General features: G+C 52.8%; 14 protein-coding genes. 3 read left to right on the top strand and 11 right to left on the bottom strand.

Going from position 1 to position 20,436, the window contains the following annotated elements:
• From glmM to tldD, 4 genes are all read right to left on the bottom strand, one after another.
• On the bottom strand, positions 1 to 1,300 hold a 1,300-nt coding region (gene glmM / locus HF921_RS01790), incomplete at its 3' end, for a phosphoglucosamine mutase (protein ID WP_215862041.1).
• A 45-nt stretch (positions 1,301 to 1,345) separates the two neighbouring features.
• On the bottom strand, positions 1,346 to 2,185 hold the full coding sequence (gene folP / locus HF921_RS01785) for a dihydropteroate synthase (RefSeq protein WP_226834273.1): 840 nt from the start codon (positions 2,183 to 2,185) through the stop codon (positions 1,346 to 1,348).
• Positions 2,182 to 4,104: an ATP-dependent zinc metalloprotease FtsH gene (gene ftsH / locus HF921_RS01780; RefSeq protein WP_215893205.1), complete on the bottom strand. Its 1,923-nt coding sequence runs from the start codon at positions 4,102 to 4,104 to the stop codon at positions 2,182 to 2,184. The genes folP and ftsH overlap by 4 nt, the downstream gene beginning before the upstream one ends.
• A gap of 95 nt (positions 4,105 to 4,199) precedes the next feature.
• Complete coding sequence (gene tldD, locus HF921_RS01775) at positions 4,200 to 5,645, bottom strand: metalloprotease TldD (RefSeq protein WP_064219245.1); 1,446 nt, start codon at positions 5,643 to 5,645, stop codon at positions 4,200 to 4,202.
• Positions 5,646 to 5,984: 339 nt separating this feature from the next.
• Between tldD and HF921_RS01770 the strand changes: the two genes are divergently transcribed.
• Together HF921_RS01770 and HF921_RS01765 are read left to right on the top strand one after the other, a co-directional pair.
• On the top strand, positions 5,985 to 8,837 hold the full coding sequence (locus HF921_RS01770; protein ID WP_215893204.1) for a ribonucleoside-diphosphate reductase subunit alpha: 2,853 nt from the start codon (positions 5,985 to 5,987) through the stop codon (positions 8,835 to 8,837).
• 87 nt (positions 8,838 to 8,924) lie between these two features.
• Positions 8,925 to 9,992: a ribonucleotide-diphosphate reductase subunit beta gene (locus tag HF921_RS01765; RefSeq protein ID WP_226817763.1), complete on the top strand. Its 1,068-nt coding sequence runs from the start codon at positions 8,925 to 8,927 to the stop codon at positions 9,990 to 9,992.
• A gap of 417 nt (positions 9,993 to 10,409) precedes the next feature.
• On the opposite strand, the gene HF921_RS01760 is transcribed toward HF921_RS01765, so the two are convergent.
• Together HF921_RS01760 and HF921_RS13275 are read right to left on the bottom strand one after the other, a co-directional pair.
• Positions 10,410 to 11,204 carry a COG4705 family protein gene (locus HF921_RS01760; protein ID WP_064218986.1) on the bottom strand — a complete coding sequence of 265 codons (795 nt, stop codon included), beginning with the start codon at positions 11,202 to 11,204 and terminating at the stop codon, positions 10,410 to 10,412.
• 101 nt (positions 11,205 to 11,305) lie between these two features.
• Positions 11,306 to 11,938: a hypothetical protein gene (locus HF921_RS13275; RefSeq protein WP_226834272.1), complete on the bottom strand. Its 633-nt coding sequence runs from the start codon at positions 11,936 to 11,938 to the stop codon at positions 11,306 to 11,308.
• Positions 11,939 to 12,293: 355 nt separating this feature from the next.
• Here HF921_RS13275 and HF921_RS01750 point away from each other — a divergent pair, with 355 nt between their 5' ends.
• Positions 12,294 to 12,986: a hypothetical protein gene (locus HF921_RS01750; protein ID WP_215893203.1), complete on the top strand. Its 693-nt coding sequence runs from the start codon at positions 12,294 to 12,296 to the stop codon at positions 12,984 to 12,986.
• Between the two features lie 421 nt (positions 12,987 to 13,407).
• Here HF921_RS01750 and HF921_RS01745 read toward each other — a convergent pair whose 3' ends face one another.
• The 5 genes from HF921_RS01745 to HF921_RS01725 all read right to left on the bottom strand — a co-directional run.
• Positions 13,408 to 14,271, bottom strand: a complete 864-nt coding sequence (locus HF921_RS01745) for a hypothetical protein (RefSeq protein WP_215893202.1) — start codon at positions 14,269 to 14,271, stop codon at positions 13,408 to 13,410.
• A 2-nt stretch (positions 14,272 to 14,273) separates the two neighbouring features.
• Positions 14,274 to 15,296, bottom strand: a complete 1,023-nt coding sequence (locus HF921_RS01740) for a hypothetical protein (protein ID WP_215893201.1) — start codon at positions 15,294 to 15,296, stop codon at positions 14,274 to 14,276.
• Between the two features lie 346 nt (positions 15,297 to 15,642).
• Positions 15,643 to 17,577 (bottom strand): alkaline phosphatase family protein, encoded by a 1,935-nt coding sequence (locus tag HF921_RS01735; RefSeq protein ID WP_215893200.1) that lies wholly within the window; start codon positions 17,575 to 17,577, stop codon positions 15,643 to 15,645.
• Between the two features lie 1,104 nt (positions 17,578 to 18,681).
• A complete protein-coding gene (locus HF921_RS01730; protein WP_215893199.1) occupies positions 18,682 to 19,365 on the bottom strand; it encodes a hypothetical protein in 684 nt (227 codons plus the stop codon).
• 295 nt (positions 19,366 to 19,660) lie between these two features.
• Positions 19,661 to 20,436: IS256 family transposase (locus HF921_RS01725; RefSeq protein WP_215893198.1), on the bottom strand; the 776-nt coding region annotated here is incomplete at its 5' end.

Here is a 20,436-nt window from a genome sequence, read left to right as displayed (position 1 = left end):
CCGCCACATCAGCCGCCATATCGGCGGATGCCGCCTCTACCATGACCCGTAACAAGGGTTCCGTACCGGATGGCCGTACCAGTAAGCGTCCGGCGCAGCCCAGACGATCCTCCGCATCAGCAATAAGCTGACGCGCTAATGGTTGGTCGAGCAAACTTTGCGCACCCGCTATGCGCACGCTCTTCAGCACCTGAGGAAAGGGACGGTAGCCTTCACGCAGCGCCGCCAGCGCTTCACCAGTGCGGCGCAAAATAGCCAATATCCGCAGGGCGGCAAGGATACCATCACCGGTAGTGTTCGCGGGTGTAATGATGTGCCCAGATGACTCGCCACCCAGCGGATAACCATGCCGACGCATGGCCTCCAACACATAACGGTCACCCACAGGCGCGCGCACCATAGGTACACCGCAACCAGCCAGCGCCTGTTCCAGAGCGAGATTAGTCATGACCGTACCGACCACACCAGAAAGCTCGCCGTTCTGACACATATCCCGTGCCAGCAACCAGAGAATTTCATCACCGTCGATCAGTTCGCCCTGATCATCCACCAAGAGCAGGCGATCGCCATCACCATCAAAGGCAATGCCCATATCGGCGCCGGTGCGGAGCACTGCGGCGCGCAGCGCTCCGGGATGGGTGGAGCCCACCTGATCGTTGATATTGATGCCGTTGGGCTCTGCCCCCAGCAAGTCCAGGGTGGCGCCCAATTCCCCAAAAATCATCGGAGCCACTTTGTAATTGGCGCCGTGCGCACAGTCCAGCACCAAGTGCATACCGCGCAGATTGAGGTCGGCGGGGAATGTGGTTTTACAAAACTCTACGTAACGCCCCACCGCATCGTCTACTCGCCGCGCCTTACCCAGGCGCTCTGATGCAGGCAGAGTCATGGGCCGATCCATCCATGCCTCGATGGCCTCCTCCTGAGCGTCTGGCAGCTTATAACCATCGCCGGAGAAAAATTTGATGCCATTGTCCTGATAGGGATTGTGCGAGGCGCTAATAACAATACCGGCATCCGCGCGCAAGGTGCGGGTCAGATAGGCGATGGCCGGTGTCGGCAAGGGGCCGACCAACAGAACATCGACGCCCGCTGCGGCCAACCCGGACTCCAGCGCAGACTCCAGCATGTATCCGGACAGGCGGGTGTCCTTGCCAATAACCACCTGGGGCCGGCCCGGCGCGTCGGCCGTGAGCACGTGCCCCGCAGCCCAGCCCAGACGAAGAACCCATTCCGGATGAATGATGGAATCACCGACCTGGCCGCGCACCCCGTCGGTCCCAAACCATTTTCTCGCCAACGTTTTTGCTCCACATGTAGTTATAAAAGATGAACCTTCATATCTTCAACTCAAACCAACTCCGCGCCAGACCCGCAGCGCCTGCACCGTTTCCGCGACATCGTGGACGCGCACGATATGGGCGCCGCGCTCTACCGCCCAAAGTGCAGCGGCGATACTGCCCGCCACCCGCTCTGTAGCCAGTTCCACACCGGAAAGCTCGCCGATCATGCGTTTGCGGGACAAACCAACGAGCAGTGGCGCACCCATAGACGCAAAAGCATCCAGATGGCGCAATAAATTGCGGTTGGCTTCCAGATCCTTGGCGAAACCAAAGCCGGGATCAATGAGGAGATGTTGTCGGGGGATGCCTGCCGCGACACAATGCTCTATGCGCTCAAGCAGAAAGCTCTTCACCTCCGCCACTACATCGCCGTAATGCGTTTCTGTTTGCATATTCTGCGGCGTACCCCGCATGTGCATCAGACAGACGGGGACACCCAACCCGGCGATGGTCTCCAGCGCCAGCGGATCAGCACGCAACGCCGTCACATCATTCATGAGCCCTGCGCCCAAGGACCAGGCGGCGCGCATAACGGCCGCTTTGCTGGTGTCAATGGAAATGGGCAGCGGCACCTCTGCCACCACCGCCTCCAATACCGGCAGAAGGCGCCGCAACTCTTCCTCCAGCGCCACCGCTGGCGCTCCGGGACGGGTGGATTCCGCCCCGATATCGATGATATCGGCGCCCTCTTCCCACATCCGTTTGGCGCGCGTAAGGGCAGCATCCACAGACAGATAGGTGCCACCGTCGGAAAAAGAATCAGGAGTGATATTGAGCACCCCCATAACACAAGGGCGCCCGAGAACCAGCGGGCGCCCATTGCAATCCAGCGTCAGGGTCAAACGGGGTGTTCTCCCGGATTCAGACTAGGCAACGGCTGCCCACCGGATTTATCCGTCGTCGTGACATTACCGCCGGGTGCGGAGGGATAGTTTCCCGTGCCCTCTACCGGCGGCTGCGGGTCGCGGCCTGCCATGATGTCACACACCTGTCCCGCGTCCAGCGTTTCATACTTCAGCAGAGCTCGCGCCATGGCCTCGACCTTGTCGCGATTTTCTTCAATCAGTTTACGGGCAATGCCGTAGCGCTCCTGGATAATATCGCGCACCTCCCCATCCACGGTTCTCGCCGTCTGCTCGGATATATTGCTGTGCTTGGTCATTTCCCGACCAATAAATACTTCTTCCTCTTTTTCACCGATGACCATCGGTCCGATGGTAGACATACCCCACTGTGTCACCATGCGCCGCGCCAAGTCGGTAGCACGCTCAATGTCGTTACCCGCGCCCGTCGTCATTTGATTGAGGAAAACCTCTTCTGCAATGCGCCCGCCCATGAGAATGGAGATGTTACAGAGAATTTCCTGACGCTCGTAGTTGAAACGATCTTCCGTCGGCAACTGCATGGTGAGCCCCAGAGCCCGGCCACGCGGAATGATGGTGACCTTATGCACCGGATCCGTGCCCGGCAGCAACTTGGCGACCACAGCGTGGCCCGACTCATGATAGGCCGTGGTTTCCCGCTGCTTATCGCTCATCACCACCGACTTGCGCTCGGCACCCATCATGACCTTGTCTTTGGCATCTTCAAAGTCATGCATATCCACCAGACGCTTACTTTTACGGGCTGCCATCAGCGCCGCTTCATTGACCAGATTAGCCAAGTCCGCGCCGGAGAAACCAGGGGTACCCCGGGCAATGACCTTGGGGTCCACGTCCGGGGCAATCGGCACCTTACGCATGTGCACCTGCAGAATCTGCTCGCGCCCGCGAATGTCCGGCAACGGTACGGTGACCTGCCGGTCGAAACGACCGGGCCGCAACAACGCCGGATCCAGCACATCCGGACGGTTGGTGGCGGCAACAACAATGATGCCCTCAGTACCCTCGAAACCATCCATCTCCACCAACAACTGGTTCAGGGTCTGCTCGCGTTCGTCGTTACCGCCACCCAGGCCCGCACCGCGCTGACGACCCACCGCATCGATCTCATCAATGAAAATAATGCAAGGAGCATGCTTTTTTGCCTGCTCGAACATATCGCGAACCCGCGATGCACCGACACCAACGAACATTTCCACGAAGTCGGAGCCGGAGATAGAGAAAAAAGGTACCCGTGCTTCGCCCGCGATGGCGCGCGCCAGCAAGGTCTTACCAGAACCCGGCGAACCCATAAGCAATACACCCTTGGGAATCCGTCCGCCAAGGCGCTGGAACTTCTGCGGATCGCGCAGGAATTCAACGATCTCTGCAAGCTCATCCTTGGCTTCTTCAATACCCGCCACATCGGCAAAGGTGACCTTATTGTTTTCTTCCGTCAGCATCCGCGCCTTGCTGCGACCGAAAGTCATCGCTCCCCGACCGCCCGCGCCACCACCGCCCATCTGGCGCATGAAGAAAATCCACACGCCGATCAGCAACAGCATCGGGAACCATGAAATGAGGATAGAAAGCAATAGTGATTGCCCTTCCGGCGGCTTGACCGAAATTTTTACCCCGGCAGCCAGCAGTTGGGGAACGAGTTGGGTGTCATTGGCCGGAGTGTAAACGCTGAATCGCTGCCCGGAGCTAAGGCTACCATTCACATGGTTGCCATTGATGGTGACATCGGCAACCTGACCTTGCTTCACACTGGTCACAAAGGTCGAAAAGTCCATAACCTGGGCTGGCGTCGAACTGCTCGTATTGAGGTTCTGAAACACCAGCATCAGAATGACGCCAATCGCCACCCACAACAGCACATTTTTTAAGACATTATTCATTCACACCCCCAGAATGGGAGAACCAGACTGATTAATAAGACCAATATATCGTTCGATGTTAGCCTTCCCAAGACCCCCTGACAAGAGCAGGTTTTTCACCCTTGCGTTCCACCCACGGTCAGATCACGGATTTTCAGCGTCGGCTGCCCAACGCCTACGGGCACACTCTGACCATCCTTGCCACAAACACCCACTCCTGTATCTAACTGGAGGTCATTGCCGATCATTTCAACCCTGGTGAGCACATCCGGACCGTTGCCAATCAGGGTGGCCCCTTTGACTGGCCTGGTTATCTTCCCATTTTCAATAAGATACGCTTCAGAAGCGGAAAAAACGAATTTGCCGTTAGTGATATCCACCTGACCACCCCCGAAGTTGACGGCATAGAGCCCGTGCCTGACGCTGGCGATGATTTCCTGGGGATCGCGGTTTCCGGCCCGCATGTAGGTGTTGGTCATCCGCGGCATCGGCAGGTGCGCGTAGGATTCGCGGCGGCCATTGCCCGTTGAATGCGTTCCAGTCAGGCGGGCATTGAGGGTATCCTGCAAATAGCCTTTGAGAATACCATCCTCAATCAGCGTAGTGCACTGGGTCTGAGTCCCTTCATCATCGACATTGAGACTACCGCGGCGGCCATCCAAAGTACCATCATCAACAACCGTGACGCCCGGCGCCGCGACCCGCTGGCCGACCAGGCCACTGAAGGCGCTGGTACCTTTGCGGTTGAAATCACCCTCCAGACCATGACCAATGGCTTCATGCAGCAATACTCCCGGCCATCCTGGCCCGAGGACCACTTCCATACAGCCGGCAGGCGCCGCTTCCGCCTCCAGGTTGACCAGGGCCTGACGCGCGGCTTCACGGGCAAAGTTTTCGGCCATGTCACCCTGAAGAAAGGTCTGATAATCGTAACGACCACCACCACCAGCACTACCCTGCTCGCGTCGCCCACCCTGCTCGACAATGACGGAGACGTTGATCCGTACCAAGGGGCGCACGTCAGCAGCCATGGTACCGTTGAGACGCGCCACCAGCACCACCTCGAAACGGGCACTCAGGCTGGCCATCACCTGAACAATGCGCGGATCACAGGCTCGGGCGGCCCGTTCCACCCGCTCCAGCAGAGCGATTTTCTCGCTATTGGGAATGGAAGCCAGAGGATCGACAGGCGGATAGAGCGCCAGACCCTGACGCCGCTGCCAGACCAGCCCTTTCATCTGCCCCGGATGGTGGACGATGGCGCGCGCCGCCTCTGCCGCCGTCAGCAAGGCATCCACGGCGATTTCGTCAGAATAAGCCAGACCCTGACGCTCACCGCTCACCGCTCGCACACCCACACCTTGTTCAATGGAGTGACTACCCGACTTTACGACCCCTTCTTCCAAGCTAAAACCTTCACTGCGACTGTACTGAAAATACAGATCAGCATCGTCCAGGGCGCGATGGGAGAGACGGCCAAATACTTTTTCCAACTCCCCTTCGCTGATCCCACCGGGGGCAAAAAGAGTAGCACGGGCAATTTCCAAGGCTGAGGCAGTCATCACGTTCCTTCCTGACAGATTAATTAGGATCAGTATGCGCCCAACCGGCCGTTTAGAACAAGTCCAAACTCATAAACCGGCAGAGATGCCATCCCCCCTCCCGGACAAGAGATTAAAAGTTTCGTTGTTGAATGATGCCTCTGGCCTAGTTATCCACATCTTTTGCCAGACTTGCGCACGATGTTACGCACAAGATATGGTTGACACCGACGGAAACAAGTCTATATTTAGTGCTTGGGCGCTCTGCGATCCCCTTTGCACTCCGCCCCGGTGTATCCTTTATATTACGCTGCCTCGCTGTTTGCGTTCACTATCGCCCCGATTATTTAGGAGTAGCCCATGTCCAACCCTGCCGCCCACTCCATTGTCAGCAACCCTGCTTATGACCCCTCCGAAGCCAGCCACTATAAAGTCATCCGTCGCAACAACGCGGTGGTCAACTTTGACGCCAGCAAGATCCACATTGCTGTGACGAAGGCCTTCCTGGCCGTGGAAGGCGGCAGCGGAGCGGCAAGTGCACGCGTCCGTGATCTCGTCAGCCGACTGACAGAACAGGTGATTGAAGCACTGAAACGGCGCCAGCCGGGGGGCGGCACCTTTCACATCGAGGACATTCAGGATCAGGTGGAGCTGGCACTCATGCGCGCGGGCGAACACGAAGTCGCCAGGGCCTATGTGCTTTATCGCGAGGAGCGCGCGCGGGAACGCCGCCAGCAGGCAACGACGGGAACCCCAGCCGAGATCCCGGCCATCAAGGTCAGTCATCCGAATGGCAGCCAGCAGACGCTGGACATGGAACGACTGCGCGCCGTTATCGAAGAAGCCTGCAGTGGCCTGGGCAGCGCGGTGTCGATAGATGCCATCCTCGGCAATACCGTCAAAAATCTTTACGACGGCATCAGCGAGGATGAACTATTTCAGGCCCCCATTCTTGCCAGCCGGGTACTGATCGAACGCGATCCTGCCTACGCCTATGCCTCGGCGCGCCTGCTCCTCGACCGCGTGCGCTGGGAAGTGCTCGGTGAAGCGGCAACTCAGGCGGAGATGACCGCACGCTATCCTGAATATTTCCGCGACTATCTGCAAACCGGCATCCAGAATGAATTGATTGACCCGCGTCTGGGACAATACGATCTGAAACGTATTACCGCCGCACTCAAGCCGGAGCGGGACCTGAACTTCCAGTATCTGGGTATGCAAATACTGTATGATCGCTACTTTTTGCACGTGCGGGAGCGCCGCATTGAATTGCCGCAGGCCTTCTGGATGCGGGTGGCCATGGGTCTGGCGATGGATGAAATCGACCGCGAAACCCATGCCATTGCCTTTTATGAAGTGCTGTCCAGCTTCGACTTTGTCAGTTCGACGCCCACCTTATTCAATGCCGGAACCTTGCGCCCGCAGTTGTCCAGTTGCTTCCTGACCACCGTGGGCGACGATCTGGACGACATCTACGAAGCCATCAAAGAAAACGCCATGCTCTCCAAGTTCAGTGGCGGCCTGGGGAATGACTGGACGCCGGTGCGCGCACTGGGGTCTTTCATCAAAGGCACCAATGGCAAGTCGCAGGGCGTCGTCCCTTTCCTCAAGGTGGTCAACGACACGGCGGTGGCTGTGAATCAGGGCGGCAAGCGCAAAGGCGCGGTCTGCGCCTACCTGGAAACCTGGCACATGGACATCGAGGAGTTCCTCGAATTACGCAAGAATACCGGTGACGACCGCCGCCGTACCCACGATATGAATACCGCCAACTGGATCCCCGACCTCTTCATGGAGCGCGTGGAAAGCAACGCGATGTGGACGCTGTTCAGCCCCAACGAAACGCCGGATTTGCATGATCTCACCGGATCAGCCTTCCGGGAGCGTTATGAACACTATGAACGCATGGCGGACGCGGGCGAGATCGAGTTGTTCAAGCGCATGCCCGCCATTCATCTCTGGCGCAAAATGCTGACCATGCTCTTCGAGACCGGCCATCCGTGGATCACCTTCAAGGACCCATGCAACCTGCGCAGTCCGCAGCAGCACGTCGGGGCGGTGCATAGCTCCAATCTCTGCACCGAGATCACCCTCAACACCAATGCCAAGGAAATCGCAGTCTGTAACCTGGGGTCCGTCAACCTGGTATCCCATTTGCGGGCAACGGCGAGCACCGACACCGGCGCATTGCGCGTGGACAGCGGTCCGGAAGAGTTGCTGGCGCTCATGGATGAGGAGAAGCTGAGCCGCACCATTCGGGTGGCCATGCGGATGCTGGATAACGTCATCGACATGAACTACTACGCCGTCGCCAAGGCGCGCAACAGCAACCTGCGGCACCGGCCGGTGGGCCTGGGGCTGATGGGCTTCTCCGATGCCCTGTTGCAGATGCGGATTCCTTACGCTTCGACCGCAGCCCTCGCCTTTGCCGATATCAGCCAGGAAGTCATTTCCTACCATGCCATTGATGCGTCGGCCGATCTGGCCCGGGAGCGGGGCAGCTATCAGAGCTTCCCGGGATCCTTGTGGAGTCAGGGTATCCTGCCCATCGACAGCATCGAATTGCTCGCGGCCAGCCGCGAGCACGGCGTGGACGTGGACCGCAGCCAGCGTCTGAATTGGACCGCCCTGCGTGACAAGGTCAAAGCGGGGATACGCAACAGCAATTGCCTGGCTATCGCACCAACCGCCACCATCTCCAACATTGTCGGTGTCAGTCAGGGTATTGAGCCGATTTACCAGAACCTCTATGTCAAATCCAACCTGTCCGGCGAGTTTACGGTGGTGAACAGCTATCTGGTCCACGACCTGAAACGCCTGGAACTCTGGGATGAGGTCATGGTCAATGATCTGAAATACTTCGATGGTTCGGTCATGCCCGTAGACCGCATTCCGGCCAGCATCAAGCCCCTGTATGCCAATGCCTTTGAAACCGACCCGGCGTGGCTGGTGGAAGCAGCAGCCCGGCGGCAGAAATGGCTCGATCAGGCCCAGAGTCTCAACCTCTATTTCGGCCAGCCTTCCGGTAAGAAAATTGACGAGATCTACCGGCTCGCCTGGAAACGCGGCCTGAAAACCACCTACTACCTGCGCTCACTGAGCGCCACGGCAGCGGAAAAATCCACGGTGCAGACGGGCACCCTCAATGCCGTTGGATCAGGCCAACCCAAAGCCTGTGCGCTTGATGATCCGACTTGTGAAGCCTGTCAATAATACGGGAATTATTTAACAAAGGAAATTATCATGTTACATTTTGAAGAAAACATTCGCAAAGAACCGATTCCTGATGGGCTGCTAACGATGCATCCGGAGCATGTTAGTGGTATCGAAGAGACTGCCATGACCAGTTTTGAACGGGTGCGTGCCGAAGATAAACGCATTATTAACGGCCACGCCGATGTCAACCAGTTGGTGCCCTTCAAATATCAATGGGCCTGGGATAAGTACCTCGCCGCCTGCGCCAATCACTGGATGCCGCAGGAGATTCAGATGTCCAGGGACATCGCCCTGTGGAAAGACCCCAAAGGGCTGACCGAGGACGAGCGGCGCATCGTGAAGCGCAATCTGGGCTTTTTTGTGACCGCGGACAGCTTGGCGGCCAACAACATTGTACTGGGCACGTATCGTCACATCACCGCCCCGGAATGCCGCCAATATATGTTGCGCCAGGCCTTTGAAGAGGCCATTCATACCCACGCCTATCAGTACATTGTCGAATCCATTGGCCTCGATGAGGGCGAAATATTCAACATGTACCACGAGGTGCCATCGGTACGGGATAAAGATCAATTTCTGATGCCCTTTATCGACATTCTGGCGGACCCCCATTTCAAAACCGGCACGCTGGAAAATGATCAGAAGTTATTACGTTCGCTGATCGTGTTTGCGGCCATCATGGAAGGCACTTTTTTCTATGTGGGTTTCAGTCAGATTCTGGCGATGGGCCGACAGAACAAAATGGTGGGCGCGGCGGAGCAATATCAGTACATCCTGCGCGATGAATCCATGCACTGCAATTTCGGTATCGATATGGCCAACCAGATCAAGGTGGAAAATCCGCAACTCTGGACGGATGCTTTCCAGCAGGAAATCATCGACTTGATCCGCCGTGGCGTGGAACTGGAATGTGCTTACGCCGACGATACCATGCCCCGCGGCGTGCTCGGCTTGAATGCACCGGTCTTCAGGGAATACGTCCAATATATCGGCAATCGCCGTCTGGTGCAGCTTGGTCTGCCGCAGCAATATCCGGGCGTACAGAATCCCTTCCCGTGGATGAGCGAAATGATGGATCTCAAGAAAGAGAAGAACTTTTTTGAGACGCGGGTCACCGAGTATCAAACCGGCGGGGCGTTGAGCTGGGAGTAAGCGGGCTCGTTCGTTGGACGACACATAGAGTGAGATTCCCGCCACATAAAGTGAGACTGGCGCGACTCATAAAATGAGATCAAGCGATACTAGGCAGCCAAACGTCGGCTGCCTATTTTTGTGTAGCGATGCCAAAAGATAAAAACCTCGGCTCGCGCGTAATGTATACCCATAATTCGAATGTCCACAGTGCAGCGGAACCGGTCATCCAGAAATTGGTGGTCGGTACGCAGCAGGCTTGGATGACGTTTGCTGAACATGGAAAGACAGACGTCTTTATAGATACACTCAGAATTGGATTAGGTCATAAAAGTTTATGAGAATTTAGTGTGAATTAAACGTACATTTTTTTGGCTGTTAAATCTGTTATAAGAGATTTATAACTAGCAATTAGATCTTGGTTTTTTCAGCGGCTTATCAGCACACATCTATATTCTTGGCTCGATTTGGGTCATCTACTCTGGAAATCATCAGGAAGGTGAGCAGCATCAAAATGACCAGCGTCAGCGATATGCTCACCGGACCCGTGCCAAGACCAAGGCCACCGAACCGTATCGGCTTGTCTGTCCAGTCGGCGAAAGAAGCCCCCAGCGGCCTGGTCAAGATATAGGCTATCCAGAAGGCGGCAATTTCATTAAGGTCGAACATGAAATATGCAACGACGGGAATGCCAAACAAGAGGACAAATAGTAAGCCCGATCCAAGGTAGCCTAAATCCAGGCTCGATGCTGTCATGTCACCGGCGGCGGTGCCCAGGGCAAAGGTGGCTACGATGGTCGCCCAATAGAATGCCTCTCGCCGAGGTGTATGCACACTGTGAATGGAAAGGGTTTTCTCTTTGAGTTTCCAGGTGCCCAGAATCCCGATCAAGGCAACCAGAAAAACGGATGTCGAGATGTCATAGGGAACGCCCAGCACGACATGGGTGACGTCCGCTATTTGCGTGCCGAAGACGCTCACCATGATTACGGCAAACCAGTAGTAGTGTGCCATATATTGATTACTTCGCATCTGCAGCCAGATAGCAACCAGGAATAACAACCCACAACCTACCACGGCTAGATAGGGGTTCGTGTGGAAAACGAGAAAATCCGATGTGGCTTCTCCCATGGCGGTGGTCAGAAGTTTCGCAATCCAGAAATATGCGGTGATTTTCGGTACCTTGAGCTGGGCGTTCTTTTCGTTGGATGGGCTAAGCGCGGCTGTAGTCATTGACGTTCCTTGTTTTTCCTAAGGGCGGCGAGCACGGTCATGCAGTGCCACGCCCACCCAGTATCGGAGCAGATCTCGATGCGGTTACGTTTATCCTCGGATCAAAGCGGGATCTTTGGCGAAGGGGCTTGGTGTCGATCCCAGCGTACCTGCAGGGTTTGATGCCCCGGCAGGTCGGTCATGGGTACGGATGGCGCCGCGCTGGGTCCTGCGGCCAGGTTCGTGATGTGCCGAGGGATGGTCCCAGAAATTGGAATCTCCGGAGGTAACGAGGGCAGCGTGACGGGCATCGACACGCTGAATGACGGCATGGCAAAGGGGCCAAAAGAGACACGCATCAGGCGCTGCATCCGGGCCATCTGGCGTTCCATGGAGACCTGCATCGTCTGCATCTGCCTCAGACTGCGCCGGACCATGGCCTGCGCCTGCGGCGAGGACAGGTTTTCGCGGAAGATTTGCGAATGGCCACCGGACCCGCTCGAACCCCAGGTGACCGTCTGCACCTGCATTATCCCGCCCGGGAAGTGGATGACACGATTTTGTGCGGCTATGGGTACGGAGTGGCCGTTGATCCAGAGATGCGCGGTGGACGCGTGCGACTGTTGTGATGTCGAGGTACCGTCATAGGGAGAGGCGTGGGTCAGAGGTGCTGCAACAACGGCACCCAAGACGGCGATACCCGCAAAGGTGAGCACCTGACGTTTCCATAGAGGGCGAGAGGGTTTGTTTCTCATGGTAATCCTCCTGAAATTCACCAAAATGTAAAATCGTAGAAGCAATGTTCGGTCGCCGGGGAATCTCGCAACCAGATTCATGGACCGATGTTTTGCCCGTTGAGTTCCCTTATCCTGAGCGATCCACGCACCGATCTCGCGGTCACCAGTCATCCGTATTCCGGTGCCCCAAAGTTTGGGTACCTGAACGCAATGGCTTCCGAGAGCATGGGGCGCCCTATTGCTGTAATGGACGATATGCAGCGGGAGCGGACATTCACATAGTATCTGGAAGCCATCATAATATAACTGCGTGCATTCGTTGTTGTTTTGTGACAGAAAACGGGGCATCTTCTGTCTTTGATATGGGACTTCTATGACCGATAGATACCCAGATCGCCCAGATAATGTCTGGATATATTATAGCGATTCATTGTTTGCCTTACCAAGATTTATGGGATCGGGTTTATATCAAAGAGGAAAAGAAATGAGAGTTCCTTTCCGGTTTCAAGCATCAGAGTATGATTGTGTGCCCACAACATTGCTCAATGCGCTTAATTATTTATGTGATCGTGAGTCAGTCCCTCCCATCGCGATTCAGCGAATTTTTATGTACTGCCTGGATACTGTTACATCACGGCAGGGTTTAGGTCATGGCACTAGTGGATACGCAGTAAAACTTTTTGCAAATTGGTTGAACGAATATCAAACAAAGAATTTTCGCATTGACGCAAGATATATATCCGGAAGAGAAGTTCATCTTTCGCAAAACAATTTAATTGCACAAACTTTAAATAATAATGGTGCGGTAGCGCTTCGAGTAAAATCTACCGGCCGGCAATGGCACTACATTCTATGTTTGCGTCTGGATTCTGAATCACTCTACGCATTTGATCCATATCCAAAACGGGTAAAAAACAGAAACTACCGATTTGAACAATGGCTGGGAGAACAAAACCACAATCTCGTTATTCGTCGGGAATGGTTAGATACACAGGCGAACACTTATCCTTATCGTCTAGGATCATATTCTGAGCGAGAGGCCCTGCTTCTCAATACGATAGAATAGCGATAAAGGGCAGATTGAATCCATCAGATATTTTATTATTTATTACCTTAAGTTGATAACGGATGACAGAGTTGCGAGGTTTGGTAGTTCATCAGGGCGCGTCTGTATGCCTCCTTGGGATCATAGTGAACCGCCTGATCAAAGACCAGGCGAAGAGCGGGGGCGCTCGCCATATGACCTTGCTGGACGCAATCCTCGATCTGCGGTAAGAACATAGCAAGGGAATGGAATGGGCGGTGATGCGGCGGAAGCTGCCTTTAGGCGCAGCGCCTCCGGTATCTGGAAAACTTTTAGCATCGGATCCCAGAAGTCATGAGAAGTCATGACGGGGATCTTCAGCGATTTGAATAGTAATGTTGCACTCCAACATTGAATCTGCCATTCAATGCTAGTAACTTTTTTAGACTTTTTACGCAGCCTCTCAAGTGCGATATTTAGACGCGATACTCTGAAGTGCCACTATCGCAAGAAAGCTTGATATAACGGGGTTTATTCTCCCAAAGTATTCATCTGAATCCGGCATTTCTATTGTTGTTATGTTATTTTTTTCATCGCCGGTTAGCGAATGAAAGAACCTATTTCTTATTGTGATCAAAAAATCCGGAATATCGAGGAATTTTATTTCTAACTCATGAGCATTTGGGTCCTTACTTACAAAACGCTTAAATCTATCGCAAGTCAGCTTGTAGTAGTCTGCGTCATGTCCGCCGAGGTTCGCGAAAGAAATATTCTGGGCGACACACAACTTTATTGACTCTATAAATCTCCCTTTATCTAGAAACTTTTTGAACATGCCTAACTCGCCTTTTATGTCGGCGTTCAAAATTGACCTGAGATCTTTGAAAGTGTCTCTAAAATCACTTTGCGTAGATGCGTAGAGCAAGGGAACTGAGTAGGATATTCGCTCCAATATTCTGTACAGAAAAACAAAAGCACCGGTATTGCTGCCACGCGCAGTTTGGATTTGAAAATTGAGAAACTCCGAAAGAATTTCTTTATAGAACTCACGATTGTCAACTCGAGTTACTTTTATGAGCCTATTAACGCTGCCACCAATCGAATAGCTCATCAAGAAGTCCCTGACCGCATCAGCTGGCTTCATTGTCTGGACAGTAGCGGGTAGCGAAGAATAATCCATTATCTGCTTACTGCGGGTGCCACCTCTGGATACTTTTACCGTACCCAACAGGAGACGAATCAATAGATATTGATATGACCGCGCGGCGTTTTGCGAAATACCTCCGCTCAACCCCTCGATACTGGTTCCGGATATTTCGATAGTCACGTTCAAAGCCGATAAGATATTCTGTCAAGGAGTTCGAATTCGTCCAGTTTACTCAAATTTAGATAGTTCTGAAAAAAGAATGCAACCATCTCTCGGCGAACCTTTCCGAGATTAACTTTGCTGACGTTGATCGAAGAAAATGCCTTCTCGAAATTTTTGACCGATTCTTCAATTTTTTCTATACTCAGCAATTTAAGCTCTACCGCCGACGTTTTTGCTCCTACACAGAATCCAATAAAATTATTCTGGACTCTGATCCAGTCGCGCAATAAGCTTGATTTGCTAAATTTATTTACCAGATCAACGATATCCATAAATTCGACGTTACTTGTCGGAATGTCTGAGTCGATGATCTTCAAGGCGATAAGTTCATCCATCTTTTCCTCTATGATCTTTTGATTGTCAATGTTGACCGATCCACTCAGGTACGCAATGTAACCCTTAACAAAGTCCGCCTTCTTGAAAGATTCTGGCGCTCGAACGCGCCCTTTCCCTTTCTCCGCAACGAGTTTTAGGTCAATTGCGTCGAAATCGAAGAAGGCGTCTGCCAAGATATCGATTTGATGGCGAGCCGACATCGGCTTTTGGCCGTTGTTGAGCGTGATCATGCGATATAGGAGTCTATCGCGGGAGCTCGCAATTATAAAGTTGACGTGTATGGCGCGATTAGCATCAAAACCGTCCCTAAAAGAAGCACGATGCAAGGTGTTCAGGCGTTGTATGCCATCCAGGACGAATGCGCTTTCGATATTTTCTGAAATATAATCTTGAACGACATCTAAAGCCTGCTGCCGATCAGGAAACGAGTGGATCATAGCAATAGTAATTGGGGGCATCACGCAACCACGTACAATATCATCTTCGAGACGGCTATAAAATTTTGTGTTTAATGCATCGCGCTGAATATCTAGTCGACCGATCAGAGGCACAAAATGGTTGAGTGCAAATTCATATGTAGTTGAGGCCATTACCACATAGCCTTCAATTACGGTGTCTGTGTCGAGCGTATAAAAGTTAAGACTCATGAGGTGCCTTCTAATTGAGTTCGCGTTGCCAGGAAATATTGTCTATAAAATCAGTAACCCAACGCACGCTTTCAGTCTGCCACTGCCGTAGGCTACAGCAGATATTACGGCACCCCGTCGTCTGTAGGCAATGCTTATCGTGGAGGCCAAAGTCGGATTGCCTTCGGGCGCTTCGAAAAGGCATGCCCGCTAGCTTTCACGCCGTCCATGGCGGGGCCGACTTTATCTTCCGCAAACCAACTCAATCGCCTCTAGATCGGAATGCCAAGATGATACTTTGTGCCGATCGGTAAAAATATACAAACTGCTTGTCGAACATCTGATCCTCCACGAAACGCCGGGAGGTTCACATCGCCAGAGTAATCTTAGCCAAGTCGCCAGCAGTTCCAGAAGCATTGGTCTTCATTTTACGCACAGGCAGATGCGGCTTTAGGGCCGCTAGCCAGGTTCTTGCATCTCCATGATTCTGCAACTGTTTCTCAGCATCCTGTTTTTCCGACAGCGATAGCGGCCGCTTTGCCACATGTGCTCCGACTGCCATGAGGATGGCTTTTTGGTTATCGTTCAATGGCACATCGTCGGCTGGTGCCGCTAGTCTCACGGCGAGGTCGCTTGATGAGGGGATAGAGTCTAGTTGAGGCCACTCGCGGGGCACCGACAGGGTCAACACAGGCTCCAAGGTAGGTGCGGTCGTAATCCGCAGGCTGGGCAACTGGTTGCGGAAGGCAGCGTCCAATCCAAGCCAGTCTCTCAGCGTTGCCAATACTGAAGTGTGGTCATAGGGCACTTCCGTATTGCTACGGAATACTGTCTTGGAACTTGTGTAGGAGGAGATTACGATCGCCGGTACTCGCACGCCGAACTGGTTGAATTCGAAATCTGACCCATCCGTTGCCGTCGGTAAGGATTGTGGGGCATCTGGCGGAGAGACGTGGTCGTAGGTTCCTCCGTGTTCATCGAACAGCACAATGAACAGGGTTTTGTCGCGTGCCGGGCTTGTGCGTAGCATATCGTAGATCTTCGCCAGAAAAGCCTCACCTGGCTTTATGTCATAGGGCGGATGGTAGCTCTCATCGGGCTCATAAGGGCCGAAACTTGGTTCCAGGAAGGTGAATACCGGCAGATTGCCTGTTTGGCACGCCTCCTGGAAATCTCCAATACCGCCAAAATTTGTTTCATTCGTGCCATATTTTTCGAAGAACATCGTTTTAGTTAAAGAAGGCAGCACACTGTTATTGTACACACGCCATTCCAACCTCTGCGTGTCCAGTACATCGAAGATGGTGGGGATATTCCAAGGCCAACCATCATTATTCACATGACCAGCCGATGCACCAGCCTGTACGAAAGCTCGATTCGGCCAAGTTTGGCTTGGTACAGAAGCATGCCAGGCATCAGACACTGCGAAATGTTTTGCGAGGCCTGTAATGACAGGGATCTGTTCCGGAGCGTAGGCCTGCATGATCTGCTTTGCACTCTCCAGGGGGCCACCAGCGGCCTCAACCGAGGTCACGTAATCGGCAAGGAATCCTCCCATCCCATTGCTGATTTGTGTTCGACAGCGGTCAAATCTTTCGCCGGGGTCGGGGTCTGACACACAACTATCCGCTACGGTCCTATTGTTCACTGGCCAATTTGTCGTTCCTCTGGTGGCTAGCACCGGCGTTCCAGCGTTAACCCTCGAGTCGGAATTCGTGTAAGTATTCGCCGTAAGCCCGTTGAACGAATGAGGCGAATCATTCGGAATGTAGGCTTCAGGTTCATCGTCAGGGCCGTCATATAGCCAGCCCAAAAGATTGTCGAATGAGCGATTCTCCAGCATCAGCACAACCATATGGTTGATCTGCGGCAGAATTGTCTGGCTCACCACAAAACGCACATTGTCATATCGTGCACTCTCGCTAACATAACTTCCCGAAAGACGATATGACTCCCCGTCATTGCCAACGAAAGTGAGGGATGTTTCTCTGTCGGCAGACCATTCGCTGGTGTTGTCGCCAGCCCTCACTGCGATCTGAATAATGCTGCCATCCCATGTCCCATCCAGCTCCACGAGCAGTTCGATATCGATCCCAGCGATCTGAGTCCTGGCACTGAACCTAAAACTATCCGTGTCGGGAATGCCTGCTGACCTGCTCACCCAGAACAGCGAATTAGTTTGCTCGCCTGAGGCACTTTCATGGACCCGCCCCCAATAACTCTCATTGAGTGCGGGCTGGGCATCCACCGAGATGTTGAGCGTTGCCTGTAGATTGTTTTGCAGCACAATCATCGAATCCATAGGTGATCCTCCCAATTTTACTAATCCAGCTGCGCTAGATGCGGAAAGCAAGCAGCTCCATTCGTATCTGGCTGCAAGCAGTCGATCCCGGCCATGACGCCATCCACGGCCACAGATGATCCAGCCTCACTGGGTTCTCTCGCATTCCTGGCTCCGTCAGACCATCCCCGTTGTATTTCATGTCTCTCGGACTGAATCCCACAGGGCATCTTCTTCTTGTTGGCGATGGGGATACCCTAGCACAGTGTGAGGCTGTCCAGTCCAACAAACAATAGTGGTGGATGTTCGCTGTCACGAGGTCGATGGCCGTTTTGGGTCGGATGATGTCATTTGCATTCCGCTGCTGAATGTCTGGAATCAGTCTAGTGCCGATCATCAGGCTCAACGGCGGCAGGGCAGCGTTATGTATACCTCGCGATTATGTATAGCGGTACAGTTGAGAGCCTTGCTGCGACTGGGTTGTAAGGACGAACCTTGCTCGCGAGCTCTACATAATAAACGCTGTTTTGGAGACCCCGGCAAGATGGCTGCCCACCGGCGGTGCCGAATATTGGTGTCAGGCTTCCGGATCGGAAGGAGTGCTAGGATTCACAGGCAATCACCTTTCTGAGCAGTAAGTTAATGGTGATCCAAAGATCTCTGATCAGCATTGTGGCCATCGATCAAGCCGGTAGCTAGGGTGTTGATCTGTGGCGCATGCGGAGCGCTGTCGTGGTGACTACACACCGAATCGACCAATTTTATGTATAGCATCACGATACCGACCCTACCAACTGGCCAGCATTGACAGGGCTTACAGCCAGCTCGACATGCGCACTATACATAATCAGCGGAAGCGGTCTTTATCACTCTGAACTGGAGCACCCTTTATGGACATAAATAACCAGGAGTGTTGAAGAACACAAAGTACCCCCTGGCCGAGGGCATTTGTCTCTACCCTACCGGGATTCAGGAATCGTTAGCAATTTACTGGTACAGATTCCCAAAAAGTAAAACTACGCATTTCGTTTCGCCGGTAGCATTAACGAACAGCGTTGCAGAATCGCATGGTAAGGTGTAGGCGCAAAGCAGATTTCATGGTTACTAGAACTTCAGGCAAGCACGCTAAATAAGCCATAAGAGCAAAAATCCCAACAAATATCCCAATCCAGAAAAGATAACATACATTAAATCAGATACTCCAGGAAGAGATATTTTATCTTTCTGTTCCTGTATTATGTTCTTCTTCAGTAGCTCCTTCCTTGAGAAGGCCATGCCGGACATAATGAGGCAAAAGTAAACAATGAATAATGAGATCGCCAATAATACCATGGACGGTAATATCATTTCATGGATATTTTTAATGGAAGCCAAAAATAGGACGAATAAAAATATTGAAAATCCAGAAAATAGAGAAAATAGAGCGTCAAATATCCATCCTGGAATAGCGCTTTTATTGATCAAAAAAATATTTTTGCCTTCATCAAACCTTACTCTTGAATATAGTCGTTTCAGGTGGAGAAGGTCTCTGACGTCTTTTATATGCTCTGCTATGAATTTTATTTCTGGAAAAGTTGGCGTTATATATAGAGCCATTCTAAAGTTGTTTTGTGTACCCATTGTCGGATTTTTATTATCTAATTCCTCTATGCTTTTAATTAATTTCGAGAGATTATCCTTCTTTTCTAATTTTATTTGATAGAAGATTGATATTACCCCGTTGTTCTTTATAAAAAAAGACACCACGTAAATGGCAACAGGTAATATTAAAGCAAAAAACCAGTGATCCTTCAAAAATCCAATTAACATCAGGTTCCTCGTTTTCTATCGGCACATATTGCAATATTAAGCTTGAATCACACATGCAGAATAAGGAGACAGTTTGTACAATTTCCTATCTCAACGCGCTCCATGCATGATCGAGATCATCTGCTGTTCTATTGAGCTTCTCGTCGGCATTCCCTTACTGGAAAGACGCAGAGATTGTCTACCTGTGTGGTTCGACGATCAGATCAACTCTAAGCCTACTCAACGACCGCTTCCAGTCTGATACCGCCATATGAGCTATCGTCAATTTTGGTGTATTAGTGTGTTCTAACATAGCTTAGGCGGCGTCCTGTTGATCATCCGGCAGGGTTTCATTAGCCGGTAATCCATCGATGAATTTCATTCCCGCAAAGAGATCACGCACTTTCTCCGGATGGAAAATGGCGATCCAGCGCTTTTCGGCCTGCTGCAGCATCTTGAAGCCCAATCCAATGAAGCTGTTGCGCGACACGCAGTTTTTAGTGCGCGATGTCCGGTGGCGCACGGTGGCAAAGGTCGACTCAATGGCATTGGTGGTTCGGATATGCCGCCAATGTTCGGCCGGATAATCATAGAAGGCCAGCAATTCCGCCCGATCCTTTTCCAGCTTGACCACGGCCTTGGGATACTTCGCCTGGTAGTTGCGCACAAAGGCCTCCAGGGCTTTCTCTGCGGCCTTCCGGCTCTCGGCCATCCAGATTTCCTGGAGAGCCGCCTTCGCCTTGCCCTGCTTGGATTTGGGCAGTTCGTTGAGGATGTTGGCGGTCTTGTGCACCCAGCAGCGCTGCTGGCGGGTTTCGGGATACGCTTCATCCAATGCTGCCCAGAAGCCCATGGCGCCATCACCAATAGCCAGTAATGGTGCAGCTTCCAGACCACGAGCCTGCAGGTCGCGCAGAACCTCCAGCCAGGAGGCCTTGGATTCGCGCAGGCCATCGCTGACACTGACCAGTTCCTTCTTCCCGTCCGCCGTCACGCCAATAATCACCAGCAGGCAGATGCGCGGATCCTCCTCCGCACGTAGATTGGTATAGACGCCGTCCACCCACCAGTAGGCATACCGTTTACCTTCCA

It is taken from the genome of Acidithiobacillus ferriphilus (genome assembly GCF_018854775.1).
Taxonomy (GTDB): domain Bacteria; phylum Pseudomonadota; class Gammaproteobacteria; order Acidithiobacillales; family Acidithiobacillaceae; genus Acidithiobacillus; species Acidithiobacillus ferriphilus.
Note: the sequence above shows the minus strand (reverse complement) of the source record. Positions and strands in the feature narration are given on the sequence as shown.

Excerpts from the sequence above, each read along its gene's own strand:
- HF921_RS01765 (WP_226817763.1), top strand. The coding sequence starts at position 8,925 with ATGCATCCGGAGCATGTTAGTGGTATCGAAGAGACTGCCATGACCAGT.
- HF921_RS01735 (WP_215893200.1), bottom strand. The coding sequence starts at position 17,577 with ATGGATTCGATGATTGTGCTGCAAAACAATCTACAGGCAACGCTCAAC.
- HF921_RS01730 (WP_215893199.1), bottom strand. The coding sequence starts at position 19,365 with ATGTTAATTGGATTTTTGAAGGATCACTGGTTTTTTGCTTTAATATTA.
- HF921_RS01770 (WP_215893204.1), top strand. The coding sequence starts at position 5,985 with ATGTCCAACCCTGCCGCCCACTCCATTGTCAGCAACCCTGCTTATGAC.
- HF921_RS13275 (WP_226834272.1), bottom strand. The coding sequence starts at position 11,938 with ATGAGAAACAAACCCTCTCGCCCTCTATGGAAACGTCAGGTGCTCACC.
- HF921_RS01750 (WP_215893203.1), top strand. The coding sequence starts at position 12,294 with ATGACCGATAGATACCCAGATCGCCCAGATAATGTCTGGATATATTAT.
- tldD (WP_064219245.1), bottom strand. The coding sequence starts at position 5,645 with ATGACTGCCTCAGCCTTGGAAATTGCCCGTGCTACTCTTTTTGCCCCC.
- HF921_RS01760 (WP_064218986.1), bottom strand. The coding sequence starts at position 11,204 with ATGACTACAGCCGCGCTTAGCCCATCCAACGAAAAGAACGCCCAGCTC.
- ftsH (WP_215893205.1), bottom strand. The coding sequence starts at position 4,104 with ATGAATAATGTCTTAAAAAATGTGCTGTTGTGGGTGGCGATTGGCGTC.
- HF921_RS01740 (WP_215893201.1), bottom strand. The coding sequence starts at position 15,296 with ATGAGTCTTAACTTTTATACGCTCGACACAGACACCGTAATTGAAGGC.